This window comes from Myroides sp. LJL119, assembly GCF_054871605.1.
Genome location: NZ_JBTXLO010000010.1, coordinates 22,294 through 35,199 on the forward strand (window position 1 = coordinate 22,294; position 12,906 = coordinate 35,199).

Here is a 12,906-nt window from a genome sequence, read left to right on the forward strand (position 1 = left end):
CTTGCATAGCAAAATAGTGTACTTTTTATTCAGAAACATTCTCTTAACTTCTAGATAAACCTATAGCAAAATAGTTACAGTAACTCTTTTGCGTAAGTACTTGGTGACTGTCCAAAAAATTTCTTGAATGTTTTACTAAAATATTTTGGATCATTATAGCCACATTCAAAGCTAATCTCCGAGATTGTTAAATCTTTACTTTGGTTTAATAAAAACTCAGCATGTTTCATTCGCATTTCAATTAAAACATCCATAGGAGCTTGATCTAAATATTCTTTAAATAAACGATAACACTTTATTTTTGATATCTCTAGTTCTTTAGCTAACTGCTCAATATTAAAATCAGGTTGACTATATTTACTATGGATCAGTTTTATAGCTTGTTGTAATAACTTTTGATCATACGAAACATGCAGCTTCTGCGGATTATACTCCAAGGCAATACTTTGTTTTGTCAAAGCGTTATTTTTAACCATTTCTAAAGGCTGAATAACTTTAGACTTAAATAACTTCTCAGATAATGGTAGATGTAAGATTTGGCTTACCCCTAGACTATACAATTGCTCTTCTAAAATATAATCAACTTGTTGGCATAGATAAAATACAGGAATCAACTTCTTTTGTAAAAATTTTTTACCTTGTAGTAAAAAACTTTGTAAAATATAATTTAAATCCAAATCATATATTAATACCCCCTGAAAAGCATAGTTTTCTAAGTAATTAATACCTTGACTAACCTGATGGGCAAAAACCAAATTACATTGTGCATACTTCTCCATAATTTGTTTTACCACAAGTTGGTTATTACTTGAACTAAAAACTAAAATATTAATCTTATCTTTAGGTAATATTTTAATATCCTCTAAAAGAATATCCCAATTAACAGCTGATTGTTTACCTGGATCTACAATCTGAATATTATTGATTCTTATTTCCAGGTCAAACTCTTTATTTTGTCTGAAAATCATATCGCCATGTAAGTCTTCGCATAAAGTTTTAATAGCTCTGTAATAAGGACTATATTCACTATTTTGATTCCAATGTTGTTTCAAAAAAGCAGAATTTGATTTTATATTAAAACACAAACTATTTTGATCTTTAAACACTTGTATTTTTAATTTATCACCACTTTGAAAATATTTCAAGGATTCATAAATTATATAGGTAAGTAACATTTTTAAACGAAGTACATCGATTTCTATCCATATAGTTGATAAGTTGTTTTCCATTACCAATACTTGCTCTTGTTTATTGGTCTGGTTTGCAATTTGCTTAATTAATTCCTCAATAAACTCCTTAACATTTAAAACCATAGGTTTATGTGAGTCAAGTTGTTTAATCTGTTGTAAATGATCCCATTCTTTAATTAGGTTATAAATTGTCGAGGCCTGACTTTTCAGCGTTTTCTTATCAACCTCTTTTTCTATTAAACTCAATAAATGAATGATAGGAGTTTTTAATTTAGATAATAAAAATGCTTTAAAATTATCCATTTCAATATCTTGATTCTTCAAATTACTATGTAAAATCAACAATTTTTTTTGTTGATCAGTAATTTGAATATTTAAATCATTTAATACATTATTTTGCCTTTGTAAATCTTGCTTTTGTCGGGCAATCTCCAAGGTACGTTCCCTTATTTTTTGTTGTAGAATCTTTTGTTTTTTTTGCTGAGTATATTCCTTGCGCCTAAACCAAAAATATAGCATAACAAGAAGTAAAGCACCTACAACCACCACAAAACTGCTTTTTTGGTAAAATGGAGCTAAAACAGAAAAATTTTTACGATAAACTATAGTTTTATTATCAGATGAAATATCGCGAATCTCAATGGTATAAACTCCAGGGGATAAATTATCAAGGTATTGTACTTGTTGATTTAAATTTCTCCAATTATTAAAAAGTCCTACTATACGATATTCAAATTGTGTGCTTGCGTAATTACTAAATCCCCTTGGATACAACTCCATGGTTAAACTATTTTGTTTGTAAGGCCTTATAATATCTTGATTGACCTGAACTGGCAAGTTATCTATCCAAAGTTTAAAGCTATAATTATCCAACCCACTAGTTAATTTACTAGGTTCCAATACATTTATTCCTTGAGTGCCACCATACAATAGTGTATTGTTTGAATCTTTAAAATAAGCTCCTTCGGAAAATTCTAATCCCTGCCAGGGTGCTAAATTATTATAACTTAAAACAGTCTTACTACTCATATCAATATTGGCAATTCCCTTTGTGGTACTAACCCAAATTTTGCCATCATTTTGATTTAGACTATAAACTAAATGACTCGGTAATCCTTGTTTTTCTGTTAAATCTAGAACATTAATAAATTGGTCGTTTAAGATACTTATACCTCCTAATGAGGCAATCCAATACTGTTTATATACCGGATCGTAATAGATATCAAATAAGCTATTACCTATTAATCCACTATCTTGATTTACTTCCTTTATCTCACCTGTTTTAGCATTATAAATAACCATCCCATGTCTTTGAGTTGCTAATAGCAATAAATCATCTTTAACAAAAATCTTACGAAATTGATATTTACTAAGTTCTAAGGCCTGTGAAACCGGTTCAAACTGATCAGTAGATAAATTAAACTTACTTAAACCACCCCAGCCTGCTATCCATAATATATTTTGATCTTTTGCAAAGCTGTAAATCCTATTTTGATATAACCATTGCTGGTTTTCTTGTGTAAAATAAGATACTTTGTCTTTATCAATTCTCATTATACCAGCATAACTACCAACCCAAACTCTATGGTTGGAATCCACAAATATACTTCGGATACGTAACCAATCAGGATCTTGTTTAGCCCGGGTAATATTAAACTGGGTAAACACATTGTCTTTTGTGCTACCCACATATAATCCCTGGGTGTAATAGCCTAAATAAATATTTTCATCAGAGTCTTTACTTATTGCTCGAACGGCTTGTTTTGGCAAGGTATTATGCGTTGAGTTTATAATAGAAATACCTTGATCTGTGCTTAAAATTCGTGCTATTCCCCCATCTTTAAAACCAATCCAAATTTCACCCGACTCATCTTTAATTAAATCTACTATTTCATTACTAGTCAAGTAGGATCCAAAAGGAGAATCGGATTTATAATTATTTTTAATAACTAGCCTGTCGGATTCCAACTCTACATGAAAAAGCCCGTTATCTTTAGTTCCTAATAAAAACTGATGTTCTTTTAAAGGTAAAATTGCATTTAATTGCTCTTTGGGATACATCTGACTCCAAAGTTGTCTAATTTTTAATTTTAAAGCAGACTCCTTTGCAAAGGGGGCTACATTATGTGTAGAATACGCTTGATTTTTAAAATTATTTTCATGGAATTGGTACTGGGTATTATCCTCTAGAAAAACCACTAAATTCTCTTGCGTATCTAACTCCATTTTTAAAGGATAGCCAGTAAAGAGGTAGTTTTTAAACGTCCCATCTCCATTATATCTACTTATGTACTTGGAATCGTTTAAAATCCACGTGTTTCTATCCTTGTCCTGTAATATTTGCATAACATTATTACCAGCCAAAGAAGTTGAATCCATAACTGCGTTTTTAAAAACCTGAATTTTTGTACCATCATAGATATTCAGTCCATCCCAAGTTCCAATCCATATTTCACCATTGTGGTGAGCATATAAACTATTTATAGAATTATTAGAGAGTCCATCAGAGGTGGTAATTGTTTGGAAATAAAAGTTTTGTCCACTAAGAACATTCCAAAATAAAATAAAAAAAATAAGTATTCGCACCACGTGTTTTAAAGAATTTAAAGTCTAGCAAGTTACTTTAGTTAAATCACCCGCATATGAACTCAATATTATCTTTAAATTAGTAGTGTGTAAATAATAAGCGTACGTTATTTAAAACCTAAACTGGCATTTGTACCCAATTTACGGATCCCTTATAAGTATAACTGGCCATCTTATCAAGTAGTTCATTAACATTTTGAGCAACTACAAATAAATCTTTTACTTTTTCATCTAAAAATCCTTGATTTGACATTTGCTCGACCATGGTTAGCAAGGGGTCAAAGAAACCTTCCAAGTTAAGAAGTCCAATTGGTTTTTGATGCAAATTAAGCTGACTAAAGGTAAGAGCTTCAAAAAGCTCTTCCAAGGTGCCAAGCCCACCTGGTAAGGCAATAAAACCTTGAGATAGGTCAAACATTAGTGCTTTTCTTTGGTACATACTTTCCACTAAAATTAATTCACTTATCCCTTGGTGCAATACTTCCTTGTCTTTTAAAAAATCGGGAAAAACACCAATAACAATACCATTTCTAGATAGTGCACCATCTGCCACAGCCCCCATTAATCCAACTTTACAACCTCCAAAAACAACCTGAATATTTCGAGCTGCTAAAACTGTTCCCAAATGAAAAGCTTCACTTTTAAAACAAGCTCTACTACCCGAGGAAGAGCCACAAAACACTGTATATTTCATATTTTTTTAAAAAAATTAGACGTTACTTAACAATCTAATATACAAGTAATTATTTTAATAATTAATTTTTTATGTAAAAAAAAACACTGTAATACTGTAACATTTCTTGAGATTAACAGACTATTTAAGTAAGGCCTATCTAAATAAATCTTTAAAAAATCAGATTATGAGACTTTTATTAATTATAATATTTTCAATAGTAACTATTTCTAGTTCACTAGCCCAAAATACAACACTTGTTAAAGGAGTTGTATTTGACCAAGACCTAAATCAAGGTATTCCATATGTTACGGTTGCTTTAATGGATCAAGACCAAGTTGTTACTGGTGTTATCACTAACGACAATGGTTTCTTTGAACTAACAATACCTAACAAAAAACAAACTTTACAGTTTCAATTTATTGGCTACAAAACTTTAGATTTGGAGGTAAATCCTACCCAAAGAGTAGTTGATCTAGGTGTTATAAATCTAGAGTCCGATTCTGTGACTTTAGATGGTGTTGAGATAATCGCTGAACAATCTACCATGGAGCAAAAAATAGACCGTAAGGTGATTCATGTGGGAAGAGACCTTGCTAGTGTTGGAGCTACCGCTTCAGAAATAATGAATAACATTCCATCGGTAAATGTAGACCAAGACGGTAACTTATCTTTAAGAGGTAATGCTAATGTTAGAGTTTTAATAGATGGCAAACCAACGAATCTATCTTCCGATCAAGTTTTAAAACAAATCCCCTCTTCCTCAATTAAAAGTATTGAGCTAATCACAAATCCAAGTGCAAAATATAACCCAGAGGGAATGAGTGGTATTATTAATATTGTTCTTCACAAAAAATCAAACGATGGATTTAACGCTACGTTAAATACTGGAGTTACCTTACATAAGTATGCCTCCAATACCAACTCGATTGACATGAATTTAAGAAAAAATAAATTAAACTTTTTTGCCAATGCAAGTAATACAGATGGAAAATCAAGCAACGGTGGAGAGATTATTAGATTTGATCAAAATTCTATCCAAAATGTAGATGTACGTAGTAAATCAGGAAACTTTTTATACAAAGTAGGTTTAGATTACTCTATAAATGACAAAAACACCATCTCTTTTTATACCAATCAAAGTCAGTCGGATGGACCTGTGGATGTGTATACAGAAAATCTTTACCTGGATGGAAATTTTGAAAACATATATCAAAAAAGTAAATATGATGGTAAAAATAGAAATAGCTCCTATAATTTAGCCTATAAACATCTTTTTAATGACAATGGGCATAATTTAGACTTTGAAGCTAACTATAACGATAGTAAGAACCAAGCTAATGGATCTTATTTCAATGAGTTTGATGTATCTGATTCATACTCTTATAAAGACTCCTCTTTAAATAAAGGAAATTTAACAACTTTAAACTTGGATTATGTTAATCCCATAGATGAAAAGTCTAAATTAGAATTAGGAGCTGAGGCTAAAATATCAAGAACTCAAAACTACTCAAATAACCTTGAAAATCCCATGATTCCAGAAGATCAAAAGGTGATAGATTATGATTACAACTACGATATTTACTCTGCATACGCTACTTTTGGGCAAAAATATAATAAACTTAGTTACCAAGTTGGAGCTCGTATAGAAAGTTATAAAGTAGACTCAAAGTTAAATGGACAAAAAGATTTCTCGGACAATTATGTCAATCTATATCCTTCTGCCTTTGTGGGGTATGACTTTTCCGATAATGATATGTTACAACTAAGTTACAGTAGAAGAGTTGATCGCCCAGGTGTGTGGCAAACACGTCCAACACGTCAGTTTGCAACTCCTACTTTAACATCAAAGGGAAACCCTGAATTAAAGCCACAATTCACCAATTCTGTTGAATTAAATTATACGCGTATTCTTGGTGGTAAAGGTTCATTAACTGCCGGGATTTATTACAGAAGAATAAACGATGTGATAAATCAAATTATTATAGATGACCCAGATAACGAAAATCCAAATGCTCTTTTAATGACCTATGATAACTTTGATTCTAATAACGCATATGGTTTCGAGATTTCAGCAAACTTAAAATTAAACTCTTGGTTAGATATCCAACCTGCGGTGGATTATTCAAGTATAAAACAAAAAGGTTTTGTGTCTTATTTAAACCCAACAACGGGAGAATTTCAATACATTCAAAGAAGTGTAGATGCAAATTCATTTAACGCACGATTAAATGCAAACTTTAAAGTAACTAAAGCTCTGCGCTTAAACCTATTTGGTTTCTACAGAAGTCCATTAGACGAGTTAACAAGTAAGTCGAAAGAAATGTATAAAATTGATTTTGGAGCACGTTATTCTTTACTAGATAACAAACTTAGTATTAGCGCCAGATTCAATGATATGTTTAACACGATGAAATATGGTTATACCTCACAATATCCTTTTGCTAGCCAAGGTGAGTTTACTTGGAATTCACGCTCGGTGTACATTGGTGTAAACTACAGTTTTGGAGCCGGAAAAGCCAGAGCGATGCAAAGAAAAGCTAGGGAAAACGCTTCACAACAGCAATCCTCAGGAGGTGGTTTGTTTTAATAAACTGATTACTTAATACTTTTTTTCAATCAATAAGATTGGGTCGTTTACAAAGTTTTGTAAATGACCCTTTTTTTTTAAAGGAGTTTGCTATGTCACTATTTTTGCGAATTATAAATAAACTCAACACATTTAGCCAATGCTTTATCACGAGCGAATTTTTGCGATAGAAAAACGTCATGAAGTCCTTGATCCACACTGAAAAAACTTACATTTTCACCTAATTTAGCTCCAATTTTAATCATATCTTTAACCTGTAAAACCACATCGCTAGATGATGTTTCTTTTGTTAACTTCCGAGGATTTCCACTTTGAGAGCTATGCAAAATCAATATAGGCAAACTCCCCAAATCCGGTTTTTCTTGTATAACATACTGTGCTTTTAATACCGCTAATATCCAGGCATAATAATTACCAAAAGGAATAATTGGCTTATATTGTAAATTATAACTCCATTCTCCGTTGTATTGCTTATGCAAAGATTCTCCGTAAAGACTGGGTAATCCCTGCATATAACCAAAAGGATCTTTACTAAATCTTTTTCTAGCCATAGATTCTATAAACGGCTTGATGTAAAAAGGTAGATTAAACTCAAAAAATGGAGAATTAAGAATTAGTCCAGCTATCTTTGGACGGTGTAATCCAAACTTAGCATAATAAGTAGCTAATAATCCACCTGTGCTATGCCCCAAAACAAATAACTTTGTCTCAGGAAATTGCTCCAAAATTAAATTAATTCCATAATCTATATCCGGAAAATATTCCCTTAAATTCTTGCAATAATTTGCCGACTGATTATTCAATAAAGAACGACCACATTTACGCAAATCAATGGCATAGAAATTAATCCCATGTTTAATAAAGTATTTCATAACATGAAACTGAAAAAAGTAATCATTAAATCCATGAATGTACAAAACACTAGCCTTATTTGACTTTTGATTCTCACGTGATTCTATTATAGTTGTCACAACCTTGCCCTGATAATCATTGGGCATGGGGTGTTGATGGGTGATATAATCTTTAAAGATAAAGTGTAAATTCATAAAGGACTAAATTTAAGTAATAGTGATTTTTTTCACTCCTACTAACTTATATTAAGTTAAACAATTATTTTCCGGTTTACAATCAAAAACAAATTTACATTGTTTTGTTAAGCTTTACCTTAGTTATAAAGTTTTTTATATATAAACTTATAACAAAGGAGATAATAATCGAATAAAGCTATTTTTTAAACGCTGCCACTTTGATCGCTTATTCCATCTTTGCAAATCCAATTTCAAAGAATCTTTAGTATCTAAATAAAACATATCTCTCATTTTCTGAGCAAAATCTTGATCATAGATAAAGGCATTGATCTCGAAATTTAAATCAAAACTACGATGATCTAAATTACAGGTTCCTATTGAACTAATTCCCTGGTCTGTAACAATGGTTTTGGCATGTATAAAACCTTTTTTATACAAGTAAATCTCAACGCCATTCTCTAATAACTCCTGAAAATAAGATTCAGATGCCCACTTGACAATCAAAGAATCGGTAATACCTGGTAAAATCATCTTTACTTTTTTCCCACTTAAAGTAGCCATTTTAATAGCAAGTTGTAACGATTCATCAGGAATATAATATGGTGTGGTAATCAACACTTCTTTTTCTGCCATTTGAATGGCCTTTAAAACACCATATAATATACTAGGTACATCGGAATCCGGACCGGAGGAAACAATCTGTATAGGAAGCTGTTTTTTGGACAGCACTGTAATGGTGGGAAAGTAGTTTTTATTAAAAGTAATACTTTGTTTAGAACAAAAGTTCCAATCCGCTAGAAAAACATATTGTAAAGAGTACACCCCAGTACCGTGAATACGAAGATGTGTATCCCGCCAAAAAAAATCGTTCTCAGCCTTGTTACGATTATCATAGCGATCAGAAATGTTAATTCCCCCAGTATAACCAATCTCTCCATCTATCACCACAATTTTGCGGTGATTACGATAATTAAGTCTGTTGGCTAAAGCTATTAAAACAACTTTGTTAAAGGGATAAACCTCCACACCGTTAGCTTTTAATCGTTTCACAATATTCTTGCGTATACTTCTACTTCCAAAATCATCGTAAATAAATCTAACCTCTACTCCTGCTTTTTTTCGCTCTATTAAAATATCTGCAATTTGCTCACCGATTTGGCTATTGTCATAGATGTAGTACTCCAAATGAATATGGTTTTTTGCACGCTTTAAATCTTTGATTAAATCTTCAAAAAACACTTCTCCATTTTCTAATAACTTTACCTGATTGTTTAACAAAACTGGGTTCTCACCTAATACTTTACTTGATAAAAGTTTTATAAATGATTCATTTTCCTTAAGACTTGGATTTACCTGTTCAGGATTACTTTGAGTATTTTGATCTAGCTTAAAAGATAACCGTTCACTATAGTCATCATTAACAAGTAATTTTTTTGAATATATTTTACGCCTGCGGTAATTTACCCCAAAGGAAAAGTAAAAAACCATTCCCAAAATAGGTACAAAAAAAACTAATAATAAATAGGCTAAGGTCTTGGAGATTGAATCCGTATCATAGATAATTCTAATCGAGACACCAACAGCAAGTATAAAGTAAACTACTTCAACATAAATAAACCAATCATATTGTGTAGCAATAAACATAAGTTGTAACTGTTTTTTTTGTTATAAGAATAGCTCCTTAAAGTTACAAATACTTTATAAATTATATTTAAACAAACACAATTAAAAAAAAATAAGCCTCCCTTAAAAAAGAGAGGCTTATAAAGAGCCGATGGAGGGACTCGAACCCACGACCTGCTGATTACAAATCAGCTGCTCTAGCCAACTGAGCTACACCGGCGTTTTTAATTGTCCGCCTTGACAATATTTAATTTTCAAAATTTTGAGCCGATGGAGGGACTCGAACCCACGACCTGCTGATTACAAATCAGCTGCTCTAGCCAACTGAGCTACACCGGCGTTTTTAATTGTCCGCCTTGACAATATTTAATTTTCAAAATTCTGAGCCGATGGAGGGACTCGAACCCACGACCTGCTGATTACAAATCAGCTGCTCTAGCCAACTGAGCTACACCGGCGTTTTTAATTGTCCGCCTTGACAATATTTAATTTTCAAAATTTTGAGCCGATGGAGGGACTCGAACCCACGACCTGCTGATTACAAATCAGCTGCTCTAGCCAACTGAGCTACACCGGCGACTCATTTTGCGAGTGCAAAGATAACACGCTTTTAGAATTTCGCAAGACCTTAAGTATGTTTTTTTTATCTTTTTTACCTCTAAAGAGCATTAATCTTGTCAACTAATTGACCTGCAATAGTTTCCAAATTAGAATAAATTCCTTTAAAATGTGCCTTTTTATTCTCTACATTCTTTTTATTCACCTCAGCTAACAATTCATCATATGCTCTTAGAGTTGCCTCTTCAATAGCCATTGTTTCAGAAGTAGCTCCTGTTGTAGCCATTTCGTGAATATAGATTGCCTCTAGGATATCTCCCAATACATAGTGAATATCTTTTTTAAGGTTTTTAACACTTGCCATAATTATGTTTATTTAAATTAATAATCCGTGCAAATCTACAACTTTAATATTATAGATACTACAATTTTTAAGAAACAAATATCTCTAATAAATCTGCTTTACCGTAGATAACAATATCGGTACAACTAGCAGGTATTAACATACTATCTCCCTTTTTAAAATCAAATTGAAAATCTGTTAGCTGCATTGTTCCTTCACCCTGAGTACAGATATACAAATAAAAACGATCCTTATTCTTTTGAATTTCATAATAATCCTGCAAAGGAATAAAGTTAACATCAAAATAAGGACAACGCACTACCCTATTGGCTGTATCTGGTATCTTTTGGTAAGAAATTTCGACTTGTTTTTCTTGGTAATTAATAGCCTCCAAGGCTAAATCTACGTGAAGTTCACGGGATTTACCATCCTTATCGGTACGATCCCAATCATAAACACGATAAGTGATATCGGAGGTTTGTTGAATCTCAGCCAAAAGCACACCCTTTCCAATGGCGTGAACAGTACCGGTTTCGATAAAAAAAACATCTCCTTTTTTTACTGGTATTTCGTTGAGAATCTCAGTTAAACTCTTCTCATTGAGGTGCTTTAAGTAATCTTCAGGGGTAACCCCTTTTTTAAAATCCACAACTACCCTAGCTCCTGGATCTGCCTGCATAACGTACCACATTTCGGTTTTACCCAAAGAATTATGTCTTTTTAAGGCTAAATCATCATTGGGGTGTAATTGTATAGATAGATCCTGTTTTGCATCTAAAAATTTAAATAATAAAGGAAATTTCTCTCCAAAACGGTCATAAATATATTTCCCTAATATCTCTTTAGGATATAGAGCTATTAATTGCTCTAAGTCCATGTCTTTATATGGTCCATTAGCAATAATACTAACTTCACCAGTCACACCAGAGATTTCCCAACTTTCTCCAACTTGTTGCGATTGCAACTCTTTTCCCAATATTGTATCTAGCTTTTGCCCGCCCCAAATACGTTCCTTGAGTATAGGTTGAAAAACTATAGGATACTGAATAAAACTCATATGCTAAATCTCCTGTATAATATATGTAAAGTAGGTTTCCTCCCTAGCTTGTTTTTAAAATAAGCTACAAATTTACGAATTTTACTTTAGGAAAATAATATTTTAAAAATCTCCTTTAAATGACACATAATTCCTTGGTGTCTCATACAAAACAACTTCTAAATCTTTGTCTTGTGCAATATGAGGACGAAGTTTATTCCAGATAACAACAGCAATATTCTCCGCTGTTGGAATTAACTCTTTAAATTCCGGGACATCTAAGTTTAAGTTTTTATGATCAAAATTCTCTTCTACTTCGTTTTTTATTAACTCACGCAAAATTTTTAAATCCATAACAAAACCAGTTAATGGATCCATCTCCCCTGTTACATGGACAATCAAATCATAATTATGACCATGATAATTGGGATTATTACATTTCCCGAAAACTTCTTGATTTTTTTGATCACTCCACTCTTTTCTAAAGAGTCTATGTGCAGCATTAAAGTGAGCCTTTCTACTAACAGTTAACTTCATATACTATTTTTTTTGAGCTTCTATATAATGGTAGAATTTAGAAAAAATAATTTTAAACCACTCTGTGTATACCTGCGGATTTTCTGAAATATCCTTTTTTATATCTTCAATGCCCATCCATTTCCAATCTGCCACCTCCTCTGGATTAATAATAGGATCTTGATTTGAATAACCTATCATTACGTGATCTAATTCATGCTCGGTTAATCCGTTATCAAAAGGAGCCTTATAAATAAAATTAAATACGTCTTTTAAGTCTAAATCAAATCCCATTTCCTCGCGCATTCTACGCTTACCAGCTTGGATATTTGTTTCTCCTTGCCTTTGATGAGAGCAACATGTATTGGCCCACAACAAAGGAGAGTGGTATTTATGAGCAGCACGTTGTTGCAACATAATTTCATTCTTATCATTTAAAACAAAAACTGAAAACGCACGATGTAACAAAGCTTCCTTATGAGCCTGAATCTTTTCCATTAACCCAATTTGCTGATCTTGCTCATTAACTAAAATTACTAATTCTTCTTTCATACTTAAATTTAATAACATTTTCAAAAATACGAAAAAAGATATCGCTACACTAATAACTTATTATCTAGACCTAGAAATACAACAATATGGAATTATTAAAATCAAAGTGATTTTTTTTTATGAAATCTCTACATAAACGAGTTCATAAAAAAACAATATTTGTTTAAACCATTAAAAAGGTATTTTGTGGTTTATATTTAGCTACTTTTGC

At 32.0% G+C, this 12,906-nt stretch carries 9 protein-coding genes and 4 tRNA genes; 1 reads left to right on the plus strand and 12 read right to left on the minus strand.

The window, feature by feature from the left end:
- Positions 1–74: 74 nt before the first annotated feature.
- The gene (locus ACYSNV_RS10565; RefSeq protein ID WP_461762533.1) at positions 75–3,776 is read right to left on the minus strand and encodes a helix-turn-helix domain-containing protein; all 3,702 of its coding nucleotides are present in this window, start codon (positions 3,774–3,776) and stop codon (positions 75–77) included.
- 118 nt (positions 3,777–3,894) lie between these two features.
- Complete coding sequence (locus tag ACYSNV_RS10570; RefSeq protein ID WP_461762534.1) at positions 3,895–4,470, minus strand: LOG family protein; 576 nt, start codon at positions 4,468–4,470, stop codon at positions 3,895–3,897.
- Between the two features lie 166 nt (positions 4,471–4,636).
- On the opposite strand from ACYSNV_RS10570, the gene ACYSNV_RS10575 reads away from it, so the two are divergent.
- Entirely contained in the window at positions 4,637–7,039 is a 2,403-nt protein-coding gene (locus ACYSNV_RS10575; protein WP_461762535.1) for a TonB-dependent receptor, read from the plus strand.
- 98 nt (positions 7,040–7,137) lie between these two features.
- Here ACYSNV_RS10575 and ACYSNV_RS10580 read toward each other — a convergent pair whose 3' ends face one another.
- The 10 genes from ACYSNV_RS10580 to idi all read right to left on the minus strand — a co-directional run bounded on the left by ACYSNV_RS10580 (position 7,138) and on the right by idi (position 12,695).
- Positions 7,138–8,085, minus strand: a complete 948-nt coding sequence (locus ACYSNV_RS10580) for an alpha/beta hydrolase (RefSeq protein ID WP_461762536.1) — start codon at positions 8,083–8,085, stop codon at positions 7,138–7,140.
- Between the two features lie 147 nt (positions 8,086–8,232).
- Complete coding sequence (gene cls / locus ACYSNV_RS10585; protein ID WP_461762537.1) at positions 8,233–9,711, minus strand: cardiolipin synthase; 1,479 nt, start codon at positions 9,709–9,711, stop codon at positions 8,233–8,235.
- Positions 9,712–9,836: 125 nt separating this feature from the next.
- A tRNA-Thr gene (locus ACYSNV_RS10590) sits at positions 9,837–9,910 on the minus strand.
- A 45-nt stretch (positions 9,911–9,955) separates the two neighbouring features.
- Positions 9,956–10,029 (minus strand) — tRNA-Thr (locus ACYSNV_RS10595).
- A gap of 45 nt (positions 10,030–10,074) precedes the next feature.
- Positions 10,075–10,148 (minus strand) — tRNA-Thr (locus tag ACYSNV_RS10600).
- A 45-nt stretch (positions 10,149–10,193) separates the two neighbouring features.
- A tRNA-Thr gene (locus ACYSNV_RS10605) sits at positions 10,194–10,267 on the minus strand.
- 81 nt (positions 10,268–10,348) lie between these two features.
- Complete coding sequence (locus ACYSNV_RS10610; RefSeq protein WP_461762538.1) at positions 10,349–10,612, minus strand: hypothetical protein; 264 nt, start codon at positions 10,610–10,612, stop codon at positions 10,349–10,351.
- Positions 10,613–10,679: 67 nt separating this feature from the next.
- Positions 10,680–11,648, minus strand: a complete 969-nt coding sequence (locus tag ACYSNV_RS10615) for a type I phosphomannose isomerase catalytic subunit (protein ID WP_461762539.1) — start codon at positions 11,646–11,648, stop codon at positions 10,680–10,682.
- A 102-nt stretch (positions 11,649–11,750) separates the two neighbouring features.
- A complete protein-coding gene (locus ACYSNV_RS10620; RefSeq protein ID WP_461762540.1) occupies positions 11,751–12,164 on the minus strand; it encodes a 6-pyruvoyl trahydropterin synthase family protein in 414 nt (137 codons plus the stop codon).
- A gap of 3 nt (positions 12,165–12,167) precedes the next feature.
- Positions 12,168–12,695 carry an isopentenyl-diphosphate Delta-isomerase gene (gene idi, locus ACYSNV_RS10625; protein WP_461762541.1) on the minus strand — a complete coding sequence of 176 codons (528 nt, stop codon included), beginning with the start codon at positions 12,693–12,695 and terminating at the stop codon, positions 12,168–12,170.
- Between the last annotated feature and the right edge of the window lie 211 nt (positions 12,696–12,906).